At 65.7% G+C, this 22,409-nt stretch carries 20 protein-coding genes and 1 pseudogene; 13 read left to right on the forward strand and 8 right to left on the reverse strand.

All coding sequences use genetic code 11. The features are described from left to right. The first annotated feature begins 14 nt into the window (after positions 1–14). The 5 genes from AC5Y3Z_RS02095 to AC5Y3Z_RS02115 are packed head-to-tail and all read left to right on the forward strand — an operon-like array spanning position 15 to position 5,105. Positions 15–791 (forward strand): N-acetylmuramoyl-L-alanine amidase, encoded by a 777-nt coding sequence (locus tag AC5Y3Z_RS02095; RefSeq protein WP_463827671.1) that lies wholly within the window; start codon positions 15–17, stop codon positions 789–791. Positions 792–844: 53 nt separating this feature from the next. Further along, complete coding sequence (locus AC5Y3Z_RS02100; protein ID WP_473139095.1) at positions 845–1,690, forward strand: mycofactocin-coupled SDR family oxidoreductase; 846 nt, start codon at positions 845–847, stop codon at positions 1,688–1,690. 25 nt (positions 1,691–1,715) lie between these two features. Next, complete coding sequence (locus AC5Y3Z_RS02105; RefSeq protein ID WP_473139096.1) at positions 1,716–3,284, forward strand: class I adenylate-forming enzyme family protein; 1,569 nt, start codon at positions 1,716–1,718, stop codon at positions 3,282–3,284. Position 3,285: 1 nt separating this feature from the next. Next, the gene (locus AC5Y3Z_RS02110) at positions 3,286–4,143 is read left to right on the forward strand and encodes a VOC family protein (RefSeq protein ID WP_473139097.1); all 858 of its coding nucleotides are present in this window, start codon (positions 3,286–3,288) and stop codon (positions 4,141–4,143) included. A 32-nt stretch (positions 4,144–4,175) separates the two neighbouring features. After that, positions 4,176–5,105: a DUF7064 domain-containing protein gene (locus AC5Y3Z_RS02115; protein ID WP_473139098.1), complete on the forward strand. Its 930-nt coding sequence runs from the start codon at positions 4,176–4,178 to the stop codon at positions 5,103–5,105. A gap of 49 nt (positions 5,106–5,154) precedes the next feature. On the opposite strand, the gene AC5Y3Z_RS02120 is transcribed toward AC5Y3Z_RS02115, so the two are convergent. Next, positions 5,155–5,361 (reverse strand): hypothetical protein, encoded by a 207-nt coding sequence (locus tag AC5Y3Z_RS02120; protein WP_473139099.1) that lies wholly within the window; start codon positions 5,359–5,361, stop codon positions 5,155–5,157. A gap of 161 nt (positions 5,362–5,522) precedes the next feature. Between AC5Y3Z_RS02120 and AC5Y3Z_RS02125 the strand changes: the two genes are divergently transcribed. From AC5Y3Z_RS02125 to AC5Y3Z_RS02140, 4 genes are all read left to right on the forward strand, one after another. Continuing rightward, positions 5,523–6,407 carry a phytanoyl-CoA dioxygenase family protein gene (locus tag AC5Y3Z_RS02125; protein WP_463827665.1) on the forward strand — a complete coding sequence of 295 codons (885 nt, stop codon included), beginning with the start codon at positions 5,523–5,525 and terminating at the stop codon, positions 6,405–6,407. 10 nt (positions 6,408–6,417) lie between these two features. After that, positions 6,418–8,190 carry a serine/threonine-protein kinase gene (locus tag AC5Y3Z_RS02130; protein ID WP_473139100.1) on the forward strand — a complete coding sequence of 591 codons (1,773 nt, stop codon included), beginning with the start codon at positions 6,418–6,420 and terminating at the stop codon, positions 8,188–8,190. 211 nt (positions 8,191–8,401) lie between these two features. Next, the gene (locus tag AC5Y3Z_RS02135; RefSeq protein WP_473139101.1) at positions 8,402–9,631 is read left to right on the forward strand and encodes an amidohydrolase family protein; all 1,230 of its coding nucleotides are present in this window, start codon (positions 8,402–8,404) and stop codon (positions 9,629–9,631) included. A 13-nt stretch (positions 9,632–9,644) separates the two neighbouring features. Then, positions 9,645–10,349: a M15 family metallopeptidase gene (locus AC5Y3Z_RS02140; RefSeq protein ID WP_463827662.1), complete on the forward strand. Its 705-nt coding sequence runs from the start codon at positions 9,645–9,647 to the stop codon at positions 10,347–10,349. A gap of 3 nt (positions 10,350–10,352) precedes the next feature. On the opposite strand, the gene AC5Y3Z_RS02145 is transcribed toward AC5Y3Z_RS02140, so the two are convergent. The 4 genes and pseudogenes from AC5Y3Z_RS02145 to lipY form a co-directional block, all read right to left on the reverse strand. After that, positions 10,353–11,861, reverse strand: coding sequence for a serine hydrolase domain-containing protein (locus AC5Y3Z_RS02145; RefSeq protein WP_473139275.1), 1,509 nt, complete (start codon positions 11,859–11,861; stop codon positions 10,353–10,355). Then, positions 11,861–12,766, reverse strand: a complete 906-nt coding sequence (gene murQ, locus AC5Y3Z_RS02150; RefSeq protein WP_473139276.1) for an N-acetylmuramic acid 6-phosphate etherase — start codon at positions 12,764–12,766, stop codon at positions 11,861–11,863. The genes AC5Y3Z_RS02145 and murQ overlap by 1 nt, the downstream gene beginning before the upstream one ends. 66 nt (positions 12,767–12,832) lie before the next feature. Continuing rightward, positions 12,833–13,567: pseudogene (locus tag AC5Y3Z_RS02155) on the reverse strand (BadF/BadG/BcrA/BcrD ATPase family protein); the annotation flags it as partial. 13 nt (positions 13,568–13,580) lie between these two features. Then, positions 13,581–14,924, reverse strand: a complete 1,344-nt coding sequence (gene lipY, locus AC5Y3Z_RS02160; protein ID WP_473139277.1) for a triacylglycerol lipase LipY — start codon at positions 14,922–14,924, stop codon at positions 13,581–13,583. A gap of 139 nt (positions 14,925–15,063) precedes the next feature. On the opposite strand from lipY, the gene AC5Y3Z_RS02165 reads away from it, so the two are divergent. Further along, positions 15,064–15,273 carry a hypothetical protein gene (locus AC5Y3Z_RS02165; protein ID WP_463827660.1) on the forward strand — a complete coding sequence of 70 codons (210 nt, stop codon included), beginning with the start codon at positions 15,064–15,066 and terminating at the stop codon, positions 15,271–15,273. 43 nt (positions 15,274–15,316) lie between these two features. On the opposite strand, the gene AC5Y3Z_RS02170 is transcribed toward AC5Y3Z_RS02165, so the two are convergent. Together AC5Y3Z_RS02170 and AC5Y3Z_RS02175 are read right to left on the reverse strand one after the other, a co-directional pair. Continuing rightward, positions 15,317–15,814, reverse strand: a complete 498-nt coding sequence (locus AC5Y3Z_RS02170) for a CHAP domain-containing protein (protein ID WP_463827659.1) — start codon at positions 15,812–15,814, stop codon at positions 15,317–15,319. 94 nt (positions 15,815–15,908) lie between these two features. Then, entirely contained in the window at positions 15,909–17,834 is a 1,926-nt protein-coding gene (locus AC5Y3Z_RS02175; RefSeq protein WP_473139102.1) for a M13 family metallopeptidase, read from the reverse strand. A 326-nt stretch (positions 17,835–18,160) separates the two neighbouring features. Between AC5Y3Z_RS02175 and AC5Y3Z_RS02180 the strand changes: the two genes are divergently transcribed. Next, positions 18,161–18,856, forward strand: coding sequence for an Ntn hydrolase family protein (locus AC5Y3Z_RS02180; RefSeq protein WP_463827657.1), 696 nt, complete (start codon positions 18,161–18,163; stop codon positions 18,854–18,856). A 25-nt stretch (positions 18,857–18,881) separates the two neighbouring features. On the opposite strand, the gene AC5Y3Z_RS02185 is transcribed toward AC5Y3Z_RS02180, so the two are convergent. Further along, complete coding sequence (locus AC5Y3Z_RS02185) at positions 18,882–19,673, reverse strand: DNA polymerase beta superfamily protein (protein WP_463827656.1); 792 nt, start codon at positions 19,671–19,673, stop codon at positions 18,882–18,884. Between the two features lie 362 nt (positions 19,674–20,035). Here AC5Y3Z_RS02185 and AC5Y3Z_RS02190 point away from each other — a divergent pair, with 362 nt between their 5' ends. Next, positions 20,036–20,410, forward strand: a complete 375-nt coding sequence (locus tag AC5Y3Z_RS02190; protein ID WP_463827655.1) for an FKBP-type peptidyl-prolyl cis-trans isomerase — start codon at positions 20,036–20,038, stop codon at positions 20,408–20,410. A 263-nt stretch (positions 20,411–20,673) separates the two neighbouring features. Beyond that, a complete protein-coding gene (locus AC5Y3Z_RS02195; protein WP_463827654.1) occupies positions 20,674–21,543 on the forward strand; it encodes a bestrophin family protein in 870 nt (289 codons plus the stop codon). Positions 21,544–22,409 lie beyond the last annotated feature (866 nt).

A 22,409-nucleotide genomic window follows, 5' to 3' on the forward strand; every position in this document is an offset into this window, starting at 1 on the left:
ATACATTGAGGACCATGAACGCGGAAGACCCCGTCAATCGCCGTCGGCTGCTGCTGCTCGCCGGCAGCGCCGGATTGGCAGCGACCGTGGGCGGTTGTTCGACCACGACCTCCGCGAGCCCCACCCCCAGCGAGCCCAGTCCCGCCGCACCCGCCGCCACGGCGCCGGTGACAGCAGCGCCGGCCGCACCCGCCCCGAAGGCCACTGCGGCGTTGTTGCTGTGCCGAGACGCCTGGGGCGCGCGGCCCGCGCGACCGGGTGGGCGCGCGCACACGCCGAACCGGCTGACCCTGCACCACGCGGCGGTAGCGCTGGGTGACAACAGCCACGCGCCGGGCCGTTTCCGCCAGGACCAGCGGTATCACCAGGACAGCCTGGGCTGGATCGACATCGCCTACCACCTCGGGATCGACGGCAAGGGCAACATCTACGAACTGCGCAACCCCGGCATCGTCGGTGACACCGCAACGGATTACGACACCACCGGACATTTCCTGATCATCTGCGAAGGCGACTTCGACCACGAGCCAGTGCCCGAGGCCCAATTGCACGGCACCGCACTTGCCTTCGCGTGGGCTGCCCAGCGATACGGCATCGCGACCACCACGCTGGCCGGACACCGCGACTTCGCTCAAACCTCCTGTCCCGGCGCGAATCTGTACGCCCATGTCTCCTCGGGTGACCTCAGACGCCGCATCGATTTCCTCTTGGGTACCGGCGGTGTCGACCTGCAGCCCTTCTGCGGGGCTGATGCGATCGCGAAGGTTGCTGCCATCGAGGCGGGCAACTGACCTGTCTCGAATTCGACGCGTAGCCTCATGCAGATATCGGGCGAAAGGTCGCAATGACAGCCAACACTCCGGGCAGAGTCGCCGGCAAGGTCGCGTTCATCACCGGCGCCGCGCGCGGCCAGGGCCGCGAACACGCGATCCGGCTGGCCGAGGAGGGCGCCGACATCATCGCGGTCGATGCCTGCGCGGACATCGACGGCGTCGCCTATCCCGGTGCGACCGACGCCGACCTTGCCGAGACCGCCGACCTGGTGCAGAAGTCGGGTCGGCGCATCGTCACCGCCAAGGCCGACGTGCGGGACCTGGACGGCCTTCGCGCCGCGCTCGAGCAGGGCGTGGCCACCTTGGGCGCGCTCGACATCGTGGTGGCGAACGCCGGTATCAGCGGCTCCCCGGCACCCGCCGCGCTGATCGAGCCCTCGACATGGCAGACGATGATGGACATCAACCTGACCGGGGTGTGGCACACCGTCAAAGTGGCGCTGCCGCACATGACCAACGGTGGCGGTTCCATCATCCTGGTCAGTTCGATGCTGGGCATTCGCGGCGGCGGCTACATGGCCCACTACGCCTCGGCCAAGCACGCCGTGGTCGGTTTGATGAACTCGCTGGCCAATGAGCTTGCCCCGCAATGGATTCGAGTCAACTCAATTCATCCCGGGAACATCTTGACCCCGATGCTCGACAACGAGCAGTTCTGCCGGACGCTGCGTCCGGATCTGCCCGCCCCGACCGTGCACGATGCCGGCGAGGTCATCGGCCAGTTTCACCTGTTGCCCAAGCCACTGATCGAGGCACGCGCGGTCAGCAACGCGGTGCTGTTCCTGGCTTCCGACGAGGCGCAATACATCACCGGCGCAGCACTGCCTGTCGACGCCGGCGCGGTCGCGAAATTCTGACGGCTGACCCAGAGAGGAGCCGGGGGTGACCCAACCGCGACCGCTCTCCATCCCAGCCCTCCTCGCGCACAGTGTCGGGTTGTTCGGTCAGCAGACCTATGTGGTCACCCCGACCGAGCGGATCACCTATCGGGACGCCGAACAGCGCTCGGCGCGCATCGCAAAGCGACTGCTCGCCGCCGGTGTCGGGAAGGGCAGTCGGGTGGGCCTGTTCTTCCCCAACGGCGTGCAGTGGATTCTCTGGTGGCTGGCGGTGTCACGGATCGGCGCTGTGGCCGTACCGCTGAGCACCATGTATACGCCTGCAGAACTTGCAAAGGTGCTGCGGCTGGCCGACATTGGGCTGTTGGTCGCGCCCGGCACGGTGATCAAGACGAACGTCGCCGAGTTGTTCGAAGCGACTCTGCCGCAGCTAGCCGATCAGCGAGCCGACCGGCTGGCGCTGCCTGCCGTGCCCTATCTGCGGCGCATTGTGCTCACCGAGGAGACGGACCGCGCCTGGGCGACATCCTGGGACGGGGATTGCGACGTCCCTGACGAACTGCTGGCCGCGGCGGAACGCGAAGTGACCGCTGCGGATCTGGCGATCATGGTGCACACGTCGGGATCCACCGCAGATCCCAAAGGCGTGCTGCACACCCACGGCACGGTGGTGCGGCAGACCTCGACATGGCCGAGTGCCATTCAGGCACTCACCGGGCCGGCATCGCCGCCGAAGATCCTGTGCGCCATGCCGTTCTTCTGGATCGGCGGCCTGCTCGCCGCGACCGGGGCACTGCACGAACCCGTCACGCTGCTGGTGCTGCCGCGCCTCGATGCCGGCACGGCACTGGATCTGATCGAACGGGAACGTGCCACCGGCATCGTCGGGTGGCCTGCCTTCACCCAACGCGTGCGCGAACATCCGACCTTCGCGACACGCGACCTGAGCAGCGCGCCGATGCTGCGGAACGGGCCGTTGGACCTGGCGATGATCAATGTGCCCGACGGATTCCCGGTGCACCGCACCATGTCCGAGACCGCGGGCGGCTTCGCCTTCACCGATATGACCATCGTCGACGAGCAGGGGGCGCCCGTTCCGGTCGGGACCACCGGCGAGCTCCTCGTCCGTGGTATCGGGGTGATGGCCGGTTACAACAAGAGGGAGCGGTGGGAGACGTTCGACGCGGACGGTTGGTATCACACCGGAGACCGCGTCTATCGCCGGGACAACGACCCGCGCCTGTTCTACGTCGGCCGGACCAGCGAGCTCATCAAGACAGCGGGTGCCAACGTCTCCCCGCTCGAGGTAGAAGCCGTCATCGAGGAATTCGACGATGTCGCGCAGTGCATTGTCGTCGGCATCGACGATCCCGAGCGAGGTGAGGCGGTATGCGCAGTGATCGTTGCGGCGTGGGAGCCGATCGACGTGTCATCGGTGGCGGCTCGGGCACGCGATCAGTTGTCCGGCTATAAGGTCCCGACCCGCTGGGCGATTGCGAGAAGTGACGACATCCCCACGCTGCCCAGCGGCAAGCTCAACCGGAAAGCCTTGCGCACCATGCTGATCACCGGAGCGCTGGACTGTCGCCCCATTTCGACCGAGAGCCGCTGAGGTGTTCGACGCCGTCGACCACGTGATCGTCGCCGTGCGCGATCTGGACGCCGCCGCACAACGGTACGCCGCACTGTTCTCCCGCAACCCGTCGTGGCGCGGCGATCACCCGGGCTGGGGCACGGCCAATGTCCTGTTCCGCCTCGACAACATCTACCTGGAGTTGATCACTCCGGTTGGCGACGGCCCGCTCGGACACACGGTGGAGGCGCACTTGGCGCAACGCGGTGACGGACCGATCGGGCTGGCGTTCGCCACCTCCGACATCGACACCGCGCACGCGCGACTCGCCACGAACGGCCTTGAGCCGTCCCCGGTTTCATTCGGCGTGGGTCGCGACACCGACAGCGGGTCGGTCCGGCGCTGGCGTAGCGCACTGCTGCCCGAAGCACGTACCCGCGGCGTGCTGGTGATCGCGATCGAGCACGAGTCGCCCGACCTGCTGCCCGAAGCGTCACCGATCGGCCCGCAGGATGCGATCGTCACCGGAATCGATCATGCGGTGGTACAGACCTGCGACGCGGACGCCGCGATCGCGCTCTACCGCGACGGTCTCGGCCTGCGGCTCGCGCTGGACCGCAGCTTTCCCGACTGGGGCATGCGACTGGTGTTCCTCCGTGTCGGCGGGGTCACCGTCGAGATCGCACAACCGCTGCGTGACGTGCGGCCGGCCGCCCGCACCGATCAGGTCTGGGGGTTGTCCTGGCGCGTCCAGAATGCCGATGCCGCCCGTGCGCGGCTCGCGGCGGTCGGGCTGGACGTGTCCGAGGTCCGGCCCGGACGCAAGCCCGGCACCCGCGTGATCAGCGTCAAAGACGGCACCTGCGGGGTGCCGACGCTGTTGATCGAGCCTGCTTGAATTGACGCGATCGCGGTTGTTGACTCGTCTTCGTGGTTTGTGATGCCGACGCGCACGACGGCGATTTCCATCCGCCCAGCGCCGAGCCGGACTGGGCCGAGAGCAGTTGCTTCACCGTGTCGGTGCCCGAACGTGACATCAACGGATTCGTCTACTTCTTCCACGACGTGCGCTGCGTCAGCTCGGGGGGTGGCCCGGCGCTGTGGGACCCGACCGGCGAGCTACCGCACGACTGCCTCTTCTATGACTGGCGATGGCGTCAACCACCAACCGGGTCAATCGATTTCGAGGATTTCACGCTGCCGAACAGCCTGCGTCACCAGGTCGTCGAACGCAGTCGGCGGTATCGGCTCGAATACGGGCTGCTCGGCCTCGAATTCGAGCTGGAGTGGACGGCGCTGATGCCGCCGCACCCACTCGGGCCGGTCGATGACACGGCCGGTCATTTCGACCATCCCGGTCGGATGACCGGCACGCTGACGCTGGACGGCGAACACTTCGACATCGACTGCTACTCGATACGCGACCGGACCTGGGGCCCGCACCGGTCCGGCGCGGCCCGGTCAGGCGACTACCTGTGGGCGGTCGCCTCGCCCGAGGATCACTGGCACGCGCTGACGATGGCCAGCCGCAAACCGGGTGTCGATAAGGTCGTCGGCGGATACCTGGTCGCCGACGGCCGCCCGGGTGAACTTGTGCAGGGCGAGCGACGCGTCGCCGCGCGGCGCGACGGTGCGCCAGCCCACGTGGTCGTGGAGGCGGTCGACGAGCACGGCCGAACACTGCACGCCGAGGGTCAGGTGCGGACGGCCCTGCGGTGGCTCGGCTGGCCGGGCCGATTGACCTATTGGACACTCACCGATTGGCGCTGGAACGGCATGCGGGGCTGGGGCGAGAACCAGGAGTTCCACGCCCGGGAGCAGGTGCGCCGCGCCGCGGTCGACGGGCGGCCCGGCGCCTAGACGACCCCCTACTCGACTGCGGTGGCCCGACAACCCGGTGACCGGGGCTTCACTTGTCGTCTTCCTCGCGCGCGGCCTCAGCCTTGGAACGGCCTTCACCGGCGGCCTGCCGATGTTCGCTGGCGGCGTCGCCGTGCAGGTCTCCCGAGCTGTTGGGCCGGGCCCGGTCTGCCCAGTCGTGGCCTTCGGCGATCTGCTCGTTGAGCTGGGCGGCGCGGTCGCCGGCATCTGCGCGGTCGCGCGCTGAATTTCGCATTCTGATCGCATAGCCGGGCTCGGTCGCCTGAAACCCGCCGCTGACACTATTCGTAGTGATCTTGATCTACCGTCGCCCGGGCTGCGATCCGTCACACCAGGCGTTGATGCGCGTTTAGTCTGGTCAAGGACACCACACCCGCCCGTCAGTAGGACCGCCCGATGCGCATCGACGACCAGCCCGACACCACGCTGGAGGACCTCAGGGGGGATCTGGCGCAGCGGCATCGGTGGACCCCGTCCGCCGGAAGTTCGGTCGACAACGCGATCGTCGAAGCCGACCTGGCCGCGCTGGCCCGGGACGGCTACGTCGTCTGGGAGAACCTGCTCAGCGCCGAGCAGTGCCGGCACATTCGTGAGGTGGTGCAGCCCTGGCTGGGACACACCGGACGCAATTCCTTCGAGGGGCGCCGCACGCAACGCATCTACAGCGTGCTGAGCAGGACCCGCGCCTGCGATCAGGTTGCCGACCATCCGCGGGTGCTGGCGGTCCTCGACCGTCTGCTAATGCCTAACTACCTGCTTTCGGCGTTGCAGGCCATCAACATCCAGCCTGGTGAGACCGCCCAGTTGGCCCACCATGACGACGGGTTCTACCCCATTCCACGACCGCGGGAACCGTTGGCCGCGGCGACCATCTGGGCCGTCGACGACTTCACCGCCGACAACGGCGCCACCGTCGTCTACCCCGGTAGTCACCGCTGGGGCAAACGCCGGCCGGGCCCGGACGACCCGGCGTTACCGGTCGTCATGCCCGCCGGCTCGTGCGTGTTCTTCGTCGGCACCCTGTGGCACGGCGGCGGCGCGAACACGACGACCAGCGAGCGGCTGGCCATCACCGCCCAGTATTGCGAGCCGTGGCTGCGACCCATGGAGGCCTACACCTTGTCGATATCCCGCGACATCGCTCGACAGGTTTCCGACGACATCCGCCGCATGCTCGGCTACAGCATCCACCCGCCGTTCGTCGGCGCGGTCGACGGCCTGCATCCGCTACGACTGCTGGACACCGAGCGACCTGACCATGGGACACCCGCCGGTTTGTAGGCTGTCGGGCATGCCGCTCAATCACGGCGACGTCTTCGCCGGCTACGTGATCCAGCGGCTGCTGGGCTCTGGCGGCATGGGCGAGGTCTACCTTGCCCAGCATCCTCGCCTGCCACGCCAAGACGCGCTGAAGGTCCTGTCCATGCCTGCGACGGCCGACGTCGAGTTCCGCGCGAGGTTCATTCGCGAAGCCGAGTTGGCCGCCACCCTGTGGCACCAGCACATCGTCAGCGTCCTCGATCGCGGTGAGTACGACGGTCGGCTCTGGATCTCGATGGAATACGTGGACGGCACCGACGCGGGGCGGTTAGTCCGGGAACGCTTCCCCGACGGCATGCCCGAACGAGACGTGGCCGACATCGTCGCGGCGGTGGCCGATGCGCTGGACTTCGGTCACGACCGTCGGCTGCTGCACCGCGACGTCAAGCCGGAGAACATCCTGGTGACCGACGGCCTGCGCCGTCGGGTACTGCTCACCGACTTCGGCATCGCCCGCAGAATCGACGACGTCAGCAACCTCACCGACGCGAACGTCACCATGGGGACCATCAGTTACGTGGCACCCGAGCAACTCCTGGGCAAGCCACTTGACGGCCGAGTCGATCAGTACGCGCTCGCCGCCACCACGTTTCACTTGCTGACCGGCGCGCCGCCCTTCGTCGACTCCAATCGCGCCGTGGTGATCAGCCACCATCTGAGCACGCCGCCGCCCCTGATCTCGCAGCGCCGGCCCGACCTCGCGCATCTCGATGCCGTGCTGACCCGGGCGCTGGCCAAAGAGCCCGGTGAGCGGTACCCGAACTGTGCCGAGTTCGCCCGCGCGCTGGCCCAACTGGGTCCCAGCCGCGGTGCCGCGCCTCCGGCGCCGCCGCCGGCTCCGAGCGAGGCCGGACGCCCGTCCACCCAACGTCTCGAGCGTGTCACTCTGCACGGAACGGCCCGCCAGGTGCAGCAGACCCCGGTCGGCGCCCACGACCAGGTTGGGATCCTGACCTTCCAACTGCTCACCACCGAGCCGCCCGGCAACCACCAGGGTCCCGTTCCGGTCGAGATACAGACCGATCTGGTAGCCGGTCAACTCATGGACGGCAACGCCGTGGAGGTCAGCGGCGCCTGGGACGGCGAGACTCTGGACGCCGATAAGGTCGTCAATCTCTCCACCGGTGTGGGCACCAAGCGGAACGCGCCCGCGGCCCGCGCCACATCGTCCGGCGGCAAGACGCGCAAAAGGGCGATGGTCTGGACCATCGCCGTCGCGGCCGTCGTTGGCGTCATCGCCTTAACCGCCGCCGCGGTGCTGTACTTCACCCAGGGCACCTCGACTCGACCGGGACCGATCGTCAAACCGGTGAGCGCCACCGTGTTCTCCCCCGACGGCGCCCCGGACAATCCGCAGGATGCCGGGTTGGCGATCGACGGCAACCCGGACACTGGCTGGTCCACGGTCACCTATCGGGACGCTGTCCCTTTCCCGAAGTTCCTCAAGGGGATGGGTTTGTTACTGCATCTGGCTGAGCCGACCACACTCAGCGCCGTGTCGCTGGACGTGCCCAGTACCGGCACCCAGATTCAGATCCGCTCGTCGCCCACCGACAAGCCGGCCAAACTCGAAGACACCGTCGAGCTGTCCCCGACGACGTCGTTACAGCCGGGGCGTAACCGCATCGCGGTGACCAAACAGACCAAGACCTCCAACGTGCTGGTGTGGATCTCCACGCTGGGCACCACCAACGGCGAGAGCCGGACACAACTGTCCGACATCACCCTGCAGGCAGCCGGCTAGGGTCGGCCTACCTCACTTCGGTGTCGCGTTGCGTCCTGCTCGACCCGGCGGACTAGCCTGGCGCCGGTCGGCAGGTAACGCCATTCTCACGGCACCGCGGGTCGCAGGCCGGCGGCGGGTATTGCTGGCCGAGGGAAAGTGGTAATGTCATTACCGTAGCTCGGCACCACCAGCCGATACCGGTTGATGCACAAGACTTCCAGGAGACGACATGCCGTCACGCAATCTTTCCTACCCGGTGTTCGACGCGGACAACCACTTCTACGAACCCAAAGAAGCGCTGACCCAGTTCCTGCCGGATCATCGCAAAGGCGTGATCGACTACATCGATGTGCGCGGCCGCACCAAGATCATGGTGCGCAACGTGGTCAGCGATTACATCCCCAACCCGACGTTCGAGATCGTTGCCCGGCCGGGTGCCCAGGAGGAGTATTTCCGGCACGGCAGCGGCGGCAAGAGCTTCCGCGAGGTCATGGGCAAGCCGATGAAGGCCATCCCGGCCTTCCGCAATCCCGCGGCGCGCCTCGAGGTCCTCGACGGCCTCGGCCTGGACTACACCCTGATGTTCCCGACGCTGGCCTCCCTGGTCGAGGAACGCCTGAAGGACGACCCGGACCTGATCCTGGACATCATCCACGGACTTAACCAGTGGATGTATGAGACCTGGCAGTTCAACTACGAGGACCGTATCTTCTCCACGCCGGTCATCAACCTCGCCAATGTCGATCGCGCACTGGAGGAACTCGACTGGTGTCTGCAGCGGGGCGCCAAGACCGTGCTGGTCCGGCCCGCGCCGGTACCGGGATACCGCGGCACCCGCTCCCTCGGCCTGCCCGAGTTCGACCCGTTCTGGGATGCGTGCGTCAAAGCCGGGATCCCGGTGTCGATGCACGCCTCCGACAGCGGCTACGCCGAATACCTCAACGACTGGGAGCCCGGCGACGAGTACAAGCCGTTCAAGCCGACCGCGTTCCGGATGGTCGCGATGGGCAAGCGGCCCATCGAGGACACCATGGCCGCGCTGGTCTGCCACGGCGCGCTGACCCGCAATCCCGACCTTCGCGTGCTGTCGGTGGAGAACGGCGGGTCGTGGGTGCCCTACCTGTTCTACCAATTCAAGAACGTCTATTCGAAGATGCCGCAGGAGTTCCCTGAGGACCCGATCGAGGCGTTCAAGCGCTGCGTGTACGTCGCGCCGTTCTGGGAGGACAACTTCAAGCAGATGGCCGATCTGTGCGGCATCGATCGCGTCATCTTCGGCTCCGATTGGCCGCATCCGGAAGGCTTGTCCGACCCGATCAACCTCGTCGCCGACCTGGAAGAACAGGGGCTCGATGCTGAGGGCGTCCGAAAAGTTATGGGCGGCAACATGATCGACCTGTTCAAGGTGCCCAACGAGATCGTCCACCGCCCGGATGTGCCAGCACTCGTGCTGACCTGACCGAGCCGGTCCGATGCGGCGGGGTGCGCTGCTGGCCCAGGTGGTCGCGGCCGTTGTGCTGCTGGTGCAGTGCGCCCCTGCCGCGCCCCCGCCGTCGCCCACCGCGACACCGTCCTCGTCGGTGGCGGCTGCGCCGGCTTCGACCAGCTCACCGCCAACACCGCCCGCCCCGACCGCGCAGCCGGTGACCGCCGCGGAGCTGGGCAACACCTGGCAGCCGGGTTGTCCCGTCGGACCCGAGCAGCTGCGCCGGGTCGACATCGACTATGTCGGGTTCGACGGCCAGACCCACCGCGGCGTGCTGGTCGTGCACCAAGATCTGGTGCCAGATGTCATCGCGATCTTCGGGCGGCTGCAATTGCTGCGCTATCCGGTCGACAAGATGCAGACAGTGGACCACTACGCCGAGGCCGACGACGAATTGTCCATGGAGGACAACAACACGTCGGCGTTCAACTGCCGACGCATACCCGGCTCCGGTGAGTGGTCGCCGCACGCGTACGGCCGGGCGATCGACATCAATCCGCTGATCAACCCCTGCCTGTACGTCACCGGGTATTTCGAACCACGGAACGCCTCGGAATACCTCGACCGCAGCCGTACCGACCCTGGACTCATCCACGGGGGCGACCCCGCCGAGCAGGTCTTCACCGAACGCGGCTGGCAGTGGGGCGGCTACTGGCGCACCCCGGACTATCAGCACTTCGAGCGGATCTGAGCGTTACAGACCCAGTGCCCGGGCCGCTACCGTGCCCACCTCAGCGCGCAGATCCGACATGGGTGGACTGCCGCGGACATGGATCGAATTGGCCAGCAACACAACGTAACTGTTCGACACCGGGTCGATCCAGATGGATGTTCCGGTGAAGCCGGTGTGGCCGAAACTCCCGATGGGGAATACCATCCCGCGCGGCCCCGACAGCGGGGTGTCGATGTCCCAGCCGAAGCCGCGCAGGTTCTGGCCCGCGATCGCTGGATAGCGCGGAGCCAGCAGCGGATCCCGGGTGTTCGGTCGCTGTGCGATAGCTTCCCGGGTTGCGGCGTTGGCGGCGTCGAGTTGCCGCGCCGTATGTCCCGGCTGCTGCGGAGTCGTCATCAACTCCAAAGTGGTTTGGCTGAGCGGGAATTGGCTCGGGCGGCCAGCGAGGCGGTCCAAGAGAGCCTGGGCGAAGATGCCGACGTCGTGCGCCGTCGAGAACACGCCGGCATGCCCGGCCACTCCGCCCATCCGCCGCGACGTCGTGTCATGCACTGTGCCCCACAACAAATGATCGATGTCGGGATTCTTACCCGGATCACCTCTGCTCTCTTCGTCGCGCGCCGTCGGGGCGATGCGCGGCAAGAGATCGGTGCTCCAGGTCCCGGCAGCACAGCCGGCCGGCGCCCCACCCGGTGCCCAGCCGATGGCGGCACCTCTGATCACGTGTGGCCCACAGGCTTTGGCGACCGGCAGATACCGGGTGTCTGTCATACCGAGCGGCGCGAACACGTGCTCGGCGGCATAGACGTCTTCAGTTTCCCCGGTGACTTTCTCGATCAGCGCGCCGAGCAGGATGAAGTTGATATCGGAGTACCGGAAACCCTGCCCCGGTCCGGACTCCAGCGGCGTCGTCAGTGCGCGATGAATGCCTTCAGCTTTGTCGGTGCGTTCCAGTCCCCACGGGTCCTTGAGTTCGACGTCGCCGGTCTCGCCCGAGGTGTGGGTGAGCAGCATGCGGACGGTGACTTGCGCCCGTCGCGGATCGTTGGTCGTGTTGAAGTCGGGCAGATACTGCTGCACGGGATCGTCGAACCGCACTTTGCCCTGCTCGTAGAGCTGCATGACGATGGTCGCCGTTGCCAGCGGCTTGGTCAGCGACGCCAGGTCAAAGATCGTGTCCTCGGTCATCGGTTCAGCGGGGGCGGGCAGTCCGTCCAGCCCGGGTTCGCTGGCCAGCTTGCGCGAGCCATACGCATGGCGGAAGGCGATGTCGCCGCCGTGACCGACGACGATGACCGCACCGGGCAGCTTTTCGGCCGCGATCGCATCGTTGATCAGTGTGGCGACCGGCGCGAACGCAGGCGGCGTGGGCGCCTCGGCGATCTTCGGAACCGTTGCGCGAGGCGAAGTTTGGGTGATGGTCGATGACGACGGTGGCGCGCTGGAACTGGACGTCGGTGCTGATTCACGATGCGAGCAGCCGGCGAGGACGATCAGCGCCACCGCTGCGAGTGCCCCGGCTCTGCGCATCACGGCCGCCCGCTCAGCGCGGACCGCACGTGTCCCCGCGCGCGCTGCAACAGTCCGGCAGCGGCGACCGCGTCGACGCCGGCGAGCAGCGCGACGATCGCGGTCTTGGCGTGACCGCCTGCGGCCGCGAGCGCGGCGGCGGCGGTCTGTTCGTCGACGCCGGCCGCATCCCGGACAATACGAACCGTGCGGCGCCGCAGCTTCGCGTTCGTGGCACGCACGTCGACCATCCTTGGGCCGTAGACCTTGCCGAGCGCGGTCATCACGCTCGTCGACAACGCGTTGAGCACCACCTTCTGCGAGGTACCGGCGGTCAACCGCGTGGATCCGGCCAGCACCTCAGGTCCGGTCAGCAACTCGATCATGAGGTCGGCAGCCGCTTCGCTGCCGCGGTTGTTGACGATGGCAACGGTCAGCGCACCCACCGCCCGCGCGTGTGCGAGCGCGCCGAGCACGTACGGGGTGCGACCGGACGCGGTAATCCCGACCAGCACGTCGGCCCCGGTCAGGTGGGCCAGATCCGCTGGGTCGAAGACATCTTCGGCGCCGTCGACCGCCTGGGTCAGCGCCGTCGGTCCGCCCGCGATGACACCGCGCACCAGGTCGGTGTTGAAGGTGGGTCCACATTCGGCCGCATCGAGCACACCGAGCCGGCCCGGCGTACCGGCACCGGCGTAGGTCAACCGGCCGCCGCTCTCGAGTCGCGCCGCGATCGCCTCGGCCGCAGCGCTGATCTGCGGAAGTGCGTCCGCAATTGCCTGCTGCGCCTCGTGCTCGGCGGCGACGAGCAGCGCGACGACCTCGCTGACGGGCCGGGTATCAAGGTCGTGCGAGTCGGGCCGGACGCCTTCGGTGGCGAGCGTGTCGAGCTTGTTGGCGGCGACGGCGCTCGCCCGCAGCCGGATCACGTGCGGCTCGTGGATCGCGTTGAGTCGCAATGTCCCGTCGAGTGCGTCGCCGGCCGGCTGGACGAGATCGAGGTGCTTGGACAGCGCCGTCACACCGGCCAGTCCGCCGACCATCGCGACCGGGCCGGCGCCGACTGCCCGCGCCGCCGCGGCAAGGGCTGCGGCGGCCGCGTCGACTATCGCTGCTGCCACGGAATCCTGCTGCGCGGCAATAACATCGGGCGCAAACTCGGCCATGGCGGCAGCATCGTTGACTTGCCCGGGCCAGGTGCGCGGGGGACCGAAGCGCTGGTGCGCAGCATCGAGCAAGGCGGTGGACGGACCGCGTCCGTCCAGACCTCGCAAGGCGGCGCGCAACCCGGCGGCGCCGATCCACGCGCCACCGCCCTCGTCGCCCAGCCAAGGGCCCCAGCCGTCGGCGACCCGCAGTGCGCCGTCGGCGTCGATCGCGAGTGCAACGACGCCGGTGCCCGCGATCAGCACCACGCCGGGCTTGCCGTCCAGCGCGCCCGCGTGCGCGATCACGCTGTCGCTGGTCACCGTCACCCGCGCCGCGCCTATCGAATGCAGCAGCACCGCAGCGAGTTGGCGGGCTTGGTCCGGTGCCGTCAGCGCCCCGGCAGCCCCGACGATCATGTCGTCGATGGGCTCGAACTGCCGCGCCACCGCCAGGATGGCCGCCTGCGCAGCCCGCACTCCCCCGGGCGACGCGAGGCCGGGCGCGCCCGGTACCTGTGCTCTGCGGCCGGCTGCGGCGGCCCGACACGACGTTTTGCCGAGGTCGACGGACAGGATCACGCGGATCCTGCACTCAAGCTGCGATACCGAGTTCTCGGTTGATCTGCGACCAGTATTGCGGACCGTCCAGAGTGAGGATCAGCCAGTCGTGGATTTGGCCGTTAGCTAATACAAAGTTCATATTCGCGATCCCGGCGTCGGCCGCTAACTGCTTGAGCAGAATCGCATCCGGCGAGAGGATATCCAAATTGCCCGTATACACCGTCGTTGGCGGGAGACCGATGGGGTCGCCATACAACGGACTAACCCAGGGATCATCCAGCTGAAGACTACCTGCCCACTGTTTGCCGAATTGCTGCGCAAGCCCGACAGGTAACAGCGGATCCTGAACGAAAGCAATATTCGGGTTCGTCATCGACAGGTCCAACCACGGTGACAGCAACACCATCGACGACGGCAGGGTGGCATTGTCAATGACCATCTGTTGAACTGCAGCCAGAGCGAGATTGCCACCTGCGGAGTCACCGATCACGCTGACATTGGGCGTTCCGTGTAGCCCGGTTTGCGAGGCGATGAAGTCAGCCATCATAGGCACCACGACGCCGGCGGTACCCCCCTCCTGCAGCAACGGGTAGATGGGCACCTGAATAGTCGCACCGGTCGTATATGCCATTACCGAGTAGTGAATCCAGTGCAGAAATGACGGCGGGAAGATGAAGGCACCGCCGTGAATGGCGATCACCTGCTCACCGGTGGCATTCATCGGCGTGATGTGCACGACGCTCATCCCCTCCGGCGTCGAGGTGTACGACACCGTTTCTCCCAGCAGCAAATTCAAGAACGGCGGCGGAGAGTTGCCGATGAACCACGACAACGGTGGAATGTCGCTGGCCACCAACGCCAACAGCGGATTACCCGGCGCTGCCAGGTAGGTCTCCAGCCCCGACACGCTGAGCAGCGGTTTGAGCGGATACAACAACGCTTCTTCGAAACGGGTTATCAAGGACGGCGCGCCCGAGAAGCCGCCGGTCTGCGTTGCCGGGATGGGCGGCCCGGCCGGCGCGCCGAAGATGAAGGTGAAGATTTCGTTGCCCACCCGGGCAAATCCGGTGGCGACCTCAGCGGGAAACTGCTCCACCAACTGGACGGCATCCAGCAACGCAGCGTTGGCCGCCTCACCGGCGGCATAGGCGCCGCCGGCACTGGTCAGCGCCCGGACGAATTCCTCGTGGAACGCCGCCGCTTGCGCGCTCAGCGCCTGATAACCCTGGCCGTGGGCAGAGAACAGCGCGGCGATCGCCGCCGATACCTCATCTTCGGCGGCGGCCAATACCCCCGTAGTGGCATCGGCCACGCCCTTGTTCACCGTCGAGACGGTTGCGCCAATTGACGCCGCGTCGCCGGCCGCTGTGAACATGACGTCGGGCAATAAAAAAACAGATGACACTGCGTCGCTCCCCACCGCCTCAGGGCAACGCGGGTTGCCCAGTCAATCGATCGCCGAGTAATCGGAGCTTATGCCCAAATGGTGCAAGCGCCTAGCGGCTTGCGGCAATTTGCGCGTACTTGACTTCGGAAAGGCGGCTTCCCCGGGAAAGCGACGAGTAAGCTGCATCGCCCCGGCTGAGGACAACGCCCTGGTCACCCTCATACCGCTGGGCGCACTGATCCTGTCGCCGTTCATCGTGGTCGCCCTACTCGGCACGCTGTCCACTCTGTTGGCCACCTACGGGGCCGGGACGTTCTTGAGTACTGCATTGGCATAGTGCCACAACGGTTTTGGACACGCAGGTGCGGACTCCCTGCGCATCAGGGGATCAGAATGTAACTCACGCCCGGGATTTCTCGCACGGTGCGCGAATCGAACGCGCCGAAACCCGCTGTGCGGAAGCCGTTCGCGGCGCTGGCACCGGGTCCGAAATTCATTTCAGTGATTGCCATTTCGCCGGCGTCGACGACATCGACCCAGGCGACGTGACCGACTCCCCCGACCAGTGCACTGCTGTAAACGGCGATTGAGCGGGGCTGCGCTTCGCTCACCACCGTCCAACCCGCCGCCCCAGCTTGGCTGGCCCAGATCTCCGCGTTGCCGGTGAGTGCTGCGACGTAGTAACCGGTGTGAGCGTGTATCAGTTCCTGGGCACCCCAGGTGCAGTAGCCCTCGTAGCCACCGAGCGGGTTGCGGTTGGTGGTAGCGCCTTTCGTCCGGATGGTCACCGTGTCGGCGTTGACCGCGGTAGGCAGCGAGGATCCCAGCATCAGGGCGCTGCTCACAGCGATGACCGCCGCGATTCGCTTGGCCTTCATACGCTTCCCCGCCCAGCCGAGGCACAACTCGTTACGTTGCTGTTATCGCTGGGCGGCCGCGATTCGTTTCACGGACGTCGTCAGGACGACTCGATCACCAGACGCGGACGCGGTCTTCCGGCTTGAGGTACAACGCGTCGCCCGGTTGGACATCGAACGCCGCATACCATTCGTCCATATTGCGGACGATCCCGTCGACCCGGAACTTGGCCGGGCTGTGGACATCTGAAAGCAACCGGTGGCGTTCGGTTTCGGGCCGGCAGACCTCCCGCCAGCTCGCCGCGAACGCGAGGAAGAACCGCTGATCACCGGTGAAGCCGTCGATGACCGGCGCCTCTTTTCCGCCGAGGGACAGTTTGTACGCGTCGTAGGCGATGCGCAGTCCGGCGAGGTCGGCGGTGTTCTCGCCGAGTGTCACCGCTCCGTTGATGTGGTTGCCCGGCAGCGGCTCGTATCCGTTGAACTGCGCGACGAGTTTGTTGGACTCGGCCGTATAACGGTCGGCATCGGCCGGGGTCCACCAGTCGCGCTGCATACCGGTGCCGTCGCTCTTGCGGCCCTGGTCGTCGAAGGCGTGGCTCATCTCGTGACCGATGGTGGCGCCGATGGCACCGTAATTGACGGCGGGATCGGCTGCCGGGTCGTAGTTCGGCGGCTGCAGGATCGCCGCGGGAAAGACGATGTCGTTGAGCCGCGGCGAGTAGTAGGCGTTATTGGTCTGCGGCGTCATGCTCCATTCGCCGCGATCGATCGGCTTGCCCAACTTGCTGCGGTCGTCGTTCCAGGACCAGACCGACAGTGCGTCGCCGTTGCCGACGAGGTTGTCCGCCGCAATCTTGACCGTCGCGTAGGACTTCCACTGGTCGGGGTAGCCGATCTTGGCGACCAGCGCTGCGAGTTTGGCCTGGGCTTCGCGCTTGGTTTCCGGCGCCATCCAGGTGGCCGCGTCGATGCGTTTGCCGTATGCCGTGCGCAGGTTTTCCACCAGCGCCCGCGCCTTGTCTCGTGTCTGCTGGCTGAAATGCGCGTTGACATAGAGTTCGCCGACCGGGTCGCCGAGCCCCTTACTCACTCGGGAGACGCCGCGCTCGACCCGCGGTGCACGGTCCTTGGCGCCGGACAGGGTTCGGCCGTAGAAGTCGAACAGCTCATCGGCGAATGGCGTCGAAAGGTCACCACTGTAAGCGTTGAGGACCTGGTAACGCAGGTAGGACTTCCACGAGTCCAGCGGCTCAGTCGCGAAAAGCCCTGCGGTCTTTCGTAATACGTCCGGCATACCGACCTGGAAGTCGGTCACCGCCGGCAGCTGCAGCGCGTCGAACAGATCATGCAGCGGCGCGCCCTGCCCGAGTTGCTCGACCTCAGCGCGCGGCATCATGTTGTTGGTCTTGACCACATCCCGCTCGTCCTCGCGCGGCACCTGCACCTCTGCCAGCTTGGTCTCGAGGGCGAGAAGTTGTTCGGCCTGCTGTTGGCCGTCGGTGTACCCGGCCAGGCCGAGCATCCGGGCGGCGTGGGCGACGAACTTGTTGCGCAGGTCGACTGATTCGGCGTCGGTGTCCACGTAGTAGCTGCGTTCGCCGAGCGAAAGGCCGCCCTGCCAGATGATGGGCACATAGCGCGTGGGGTTGTTGGGGTCGATCTCCACCGAGACCGGGAAGGGGTCACTGACCCGCGTCTTGCCGTTGAACGAGACGAGCACCGCGCCGAGGGCCGGCCGGTCGTTGACGGCTTCGATGGACGCCAGGAAGGGCCGCACCGGTTCGACGCCTTTGCGGTTCAGCAATGCCTCGTCCATATAGGACGCGAACAGGTCGCCGATCTGCTGCGAGATATCGCCGGCGGGTGCGTGCTTGGCGCCGGCGCCCTCGACAATCGCCCTCAGGTCCGCGTTGAGTTGATTCTGCACATCGAGATTGACGCCCGCGCACACCTTGTCGGCGGGAATCTTGGCGTTCTTCGCCCACGTACCCACGGCGTATGAGAAGAAGTCGTTGCCGGGCCGCACGGAACGGTCCATGTCGGACAGGTTGACGCCCCACGGGCCGACTTTGGGCTTGGCTTGCTGTTCGGTCGAATGGCTACACCCGACAAGCACCACGCCAACAGCCAATGACACTGCCACCGCACGAACGAATCCTCGCACTGCAGACCTCCAGTCGCCGGGCCAAAGGGCAGCTTAGCCGTGCGCGCGGGCCGGAGCCGATCCGGTCGTGCGTGGCAGCGCTACCGCGATCGGAGCGAGGCTGTTGCATCTACACGAAATCGAGCAGCCCACAAATGTTCGGCGCGCCCCGCATACCCTCCGTGAGACGATCGGCAGATGCTTTCCACAAGGATTCTGCCGTGACCGTCGTTATCGCGCTCCGCTGCGCCGACGGCATTGTGATGGCCTCCGATTCGCAGATCACCGACGGTGGTCGCGGTCTGACCTATCCCGCACAGAAACTGCATCCCTTGGGCAAACATGCAGCGTGGGGTGGCAGCGGCTCCCGCGCCGTGCTGTACGACCTCGAGCAGATCTTCAAATCCGAGGCCGAGTCGGTGGTGGAGGCAAGAGACATCGGCCATGCGCTGCAGGCCCGGGTACTGCCGGTACTCAAATACCACTACGAGAACTACATCGAGCATGTGCCGGCACAGCAGCCCGCAGGAACACCTGCCACGTACGTCCTCGCCGCGGGGTACGCCGGTGACGTCCCGTTCATCATCGACGTGGACCCCAACGGTCTGATCGGACACCACGAAGAGACCGGCTTCCAAGCCATCGGCAGTGGCGCGGCTATGGCGCAGCAGGCGCACGCCCTGCTGGCACACTTCCGCATGACCGAGCGCGACGTGGACCACGGGCTGGTTGCCGCGCTACGAGTGCTCGACGCGCTGGACGCTTCGTCGTCGAGCGTCGGGGGCCCGATGGATATGTGCCGCATCACCCCCGACGGTGCCGAGCATCTGAGCCCGGACGAGGTGAACAAGGTCCGTGCTCGGATCGAACGCTGGGTGGAACTCGAACGCAAAGCGCTCGATCAACTCTTCGACTGAGCGCGGGATCCGGCCGCGGATCCAATCATCGCTGCCACCAACGGTTGTGGGAGTCGACCAACCACCGGTTCAATTTGTCGTAGTCGCAGTGATCCGGCAGATCCGAGCTGTCCGTATGCGCGACGAGCTCGTTGCGCACGTTGTCAATCGTGTCGAGGACGGTCTGCTTGTCGACCTTGCCGATGCGCAAGTCATACAGCCAGCTGCGCGACGGTTCCGGCATCGGCAACGTGATGCGCCCGGTGGTGAGCAGCTCAAGGCCCTGAATGCCAAGTCGCACAGCGTGATAGGCGAATTTTGTGTCGAAGCCGAACACCTCGATGAGTTCGGGACGATTGGTGTGCTTGGACCGCAGCCCGAGCATCTGTTCTCGCTGAGCGTCGAGGTAGCCGACGAAACGACGGCCGCAGTCGCGCGACAGGAACAGCTCGGGGTGCTGACGCAGATCGCGCCCAGGTTCCTCGATCTTGACGATTTCGCTCTCCGGAGCGAACAGCAGGAGCAACACGGTGGGGTTGCCGGCCGCTGCGAGCCTCGCCCACTTGCGCAGGCTGTAGATGACCAGATCGAGGTCCCCGGCGCCGGATCGGACGCCTTCGGGCTGGGTGCGGTATTGGTACTGCTCGAACTGGCGCAGGCCGATGACGCACTCCGGCGGTTCGATGCAGATGCCCATTTCGTCGCGGTCGTCGGTACCCGCGATGGTGACACCGTGCAGCCCGGAGCCGACCTGAGTGCAGAGCACGGTGTTGGCTTCCGCGATGTCGCGGTGCCAGTTGGTTGCGTGGCGGTTCTTGTAGACGCCGTCAATCGTCATTGCACCCGCTCTAATCGTCGATTCTCGAATGGTGAATCTGCAGGGAATCGACCCTGACCCACTGTCGAGTTGAGATGCTAAACGGTGAATGGTCCTGCGCCAAACGATTTGAATTGGCGCGAGATTACCCCCAAATGCGCAGTCGCTGCTGACGGCAGCAGTTGGCGGGGATCAACGTCGATAGACCTGAGCGCGGTGCCAGCGACGACGGTGCTAGTCCCGCCGGCGCGAAGATCAGTGGAGCAGCCGAAAGCGAACCGGTCGCCTTAACATTCTGAGCCAAGCAACCAGGCCAAGGACTTGGTCCCAGACCTACCACCCGTCGGCAAGACCGCCGGTGACCATCTGCCAATGTGGTGGACATGACTGCAAAGAAGCCCGAGATCGATTACCCCGGCGGGGAGCCGCCCACCGACCTGGTCATCACCGACGTCGTCGAGGGCGACGGCGCGGAGGCTACCTTCGGTAACACGGTGGTCGTGCACTACGTCGGCGTCGCACACTCCACCGGCGAAGAGTTCGACGCTTCCTATAACCGCGGCGACCCGTTGACATTCCAACTCGGCGTCGGCCAGGTCATCCAGGGCTGGGACCAGGGCGTGCAGGGCATGAAGGTGGGCGGTCGCCGGCAACTGGTCATTCCCGCCCACCTCGCCTACGGCGAGCGTGGCGCCGGTGGCGTCATCAAGCCCGGCGAGTCGTTGATCTTCGTGGTCGACCTGCTCCAGGTCAGGTAGCCACGAGCAAGGCCAGTTAGCGTTGGACGGCGCCGGGGACAAGGTGGATTTTGACGGAGCTCTTCCACCGCCACCGGGCGCTGCTCAGTCGTCAATTGCAAGGTTGTTGCGCCAAGCATCCAAATCTGGCACGATCCGGCGACGGTGCGAGCGGGAGCGTGCTCCGCAGTCTGAGCGTGCCAGAACCGTTGCCACAGCAGCCCTCACAAAGACCCCGCGCCGGCGCCTACTAACCATTCATCCCATTTAGGCGGAAGAAATCTATGATTGACTACGATCCGCACAAATGGCTGAGCCACTTTTTCGATATCCGCGGCTCGCTGGTGCGGGAGATCATCGGTCGGGTCTCCCTATGCGTGGCTTGGTCGGCGGCGGTTGTTGCCTTTCATAATTATGTCTTTCCGGTCGGCATGCCGATCCAGCTGCACACCCTGATGGGCCTCGCCCTCGGTCTGCTGCTGGTGTTCCGTACCAGCTCTAGCTACGACCGTTTTTGGGAGGGACGCAGACTATGGGGAGGGATCGTCAACGAATCACGAAACCTGGTGCGAAGCACGACCGCATACGTTAAGGGCGATCCGGCGCTGGTCGCCCGGCTCACCCGATGGACAGCCGCCTTTCCCTGGGCGGTCATGCACCGCCTGCGCGGCACCGAAGGCCTCGGGCCGCACATCACCGAACTTCCACCTGCTGAGGCGCAGCAGGCGATCAACGCCCAACATCCCGCCCTCGCTGTCGCCGGCAACATGACTGATTGCCTCCGGGAGGCGGGCGAGCGCGACCTCATCTCTGACATCATGCTGACGACGCTGGACCAGAACATTCAGCTGCTAATCGACTACCTCGGCAGCTGCGAACGAATTCGCAAGACGCCTATGCCCTTCGCCTACGCCGTTCACCTACGCCGCGCGCTTGTGCTCTATTGCTTCACCCTCCCCTTCGCCATGGTCGAGACCTTCGGCTGGACGACCATTATCGACGTCCTGATCATTACTTATACATTCTTCGGCATCGAGGAAATCGGCGTCGAGATCGAAGACCCCTTCGGATATGACGCGAACGACCTCCCCCTCGAGGACATCTGCGAGACGATCCAAAAAGACATCTACGCCCTAGCGGGCATTGCGAGCTGACTCGCGATGCCCTGCCCGAGGGGCTTTAACGGCTTTCGTTGGCATGATCGGCCATGATCGGCCAGGGTGTTTTCGTCGCGCTCATCAATTCCATCGATAGCAGCGCTCCAAATCCTCCGGCTTGGCCGCGTTCCTTGAAGGACAGCGATGACTGCCGACCATCTATGAGGACGGCACCGCGAAGGTCGCGGTATGCGGGGCGTTCGAGAACAGACGGCCCCCGGAATCGTTGACGAGCCGATCGCCATAGCTTGAAGCGGCTACAGAATTGCACATTAAATCGGTGGAGCTGCCGGGAATCGAAACCGATGCCCTACCAGGAAAAACACGTGCCCACCTGCGGTTCACTCGATTCGGCTCCGGTTCAGTCCCGCTCGTTACCTGCGGTTTCGCATTCGGGTCTTGACGGCGTCAATGGCGGGTCAGCAATAGATAGTTCGGGCCGATGACAAGGTGGAGTGGACATAATTCATCGCCTTTCGCAATGAACTGGTCCCCACCAAGTTCGGGCCTTGGACATTGCGTCCAGGATCGACGACCGACTTGCATCGGGCGCTGGCATCTGACTCGTCGGTTGGAGATGTATTCCGAATCGGTCTGGACAGAGGGCGAGGAACCAGCGACCAAAAGGCTGTTGCACTCCCTGTCGACGCCCGACGACTTCCGGCACGACACGGTCAGCTCGCCGAGGCGCAGCCTTGGCGGCGTGTATTCGACATCCTCAGAACCCAGCCAGGGCTATCGAGGAATAGGGCCGCTATCCTGCTGGCTCTTGGAATATTGCTGCAACGGTCTACCGAGTGGCAGCCTGCGTCGATATCGTGGCAATCGCGGAAAGATAGGTTGCGGCCGCGCCGACTGTGCGG

This window comes from Mycobacterium sp. NGS61 (assembly GCF_059812325.1).

Bases quoted from the DNA above. Each gene is read 5' to 3' on its own strand.
- AC5Y3Z_RS02170 (WP_463827659.1), bottom strand. From the start codon at position 15,814: ATGAAGGCCAAGCGAATCGCGGCGGTCATCGCTGTGAGCAGCGCCCTG.
- AC5Y3Z_RS02130 (WP_473139100.1), top strand. From the start codon at position 6,418: ATGCCGCTCAATCACGGCGACGTCTTCGCCGGCTACGTGATCCAGCGG.
- AC5Y3Z_RS02145 (WP_473139275.1), bottom strand. From the start codon at position 11,861: ATGCGCAGAGCCGGGGCACTCGCAGCGGTGGCGCTGATCGTCCTCGCC.
- AC5Y3Z_RS02190 (WP_463827655.1), top strand. From the start codon at position 20,036: ATGACTGCAAAGAAGCCCGAGATCGATTACCCCGGCGGGGAGCCGCCC.
- AC5Y3Z_RS02120 (WP_473139099.1), bottom strand. From the start codon at position 5,361: ATGCGAAATTCAGCGCGCGACCGCGCAGATGCCGGCGACCGCGCCGCC.
- AC5Y3Z_RS02095 (WP_463827671.1), top strand. From the start codon at position 15: ATGAACGCGGAAGACCCCGTCAATCGCCGTCGGCTGCTGCTGCTCGCC.
- AC5Y3Z_RS02100 (WP_473139095.1), top strand. From the start codon at position 845: ATGACAGCCAACACTCCGGGCAGAGTCGCCGGCAAGGTCGCGTTCATC.
- lipY (WP_473139277.1), bottom strand. From the start codon at position 14,924: ATGTTCACAGCGGCCGGCGACGCGGCGTCAATTGGCGCAACCGTCTCG.
- AC5Y3Z_RS02125 (WP_463827665.1), top strand. From the start codon at position 5,523: ATGCGCATCGACGACCAGCCCGACACCACGCTGGAGGACCTCAGGGGG.
- AC5Y3Z_RS02185 (WP_463827656.1), bottom strand. From the start codon at position 19,673: ATGACGATTGACGGCGTCTACAAGAACCGCCACGCAACCAACTGGCAC.
- AC5Y3Z_RS02135 (WP_473139101.1), top strand. From the start codon at position 8,402: ATGCCGTCACGCAATCTTTCCTACCCGGTGTTCGACGCGGACAACCAC.
- AC5Y3Z_RS02140 (WP_463827662.1), top strand. From the start codon at position 9,645: ATGCGGCGGGGTGCGCTGCTGGCCCAGGTGGTCGCGGCCGTTGTGCTG.
- AC5Y3Z_RS02175 (WP_473139102.1), bottom strand. From the start codon at position 17,834: ATGGACCGTTCCGTGCGGCCCGGCAACGACTTCTTCTCATACGCCGTG.
- AC5Y3Z_RS02195 (WP_463827654.1), top strand. From the start codon at position 20,674: ATGATTGACTACGATCCGCACAAATGGCTGAGCCACTTTTTCGATATC.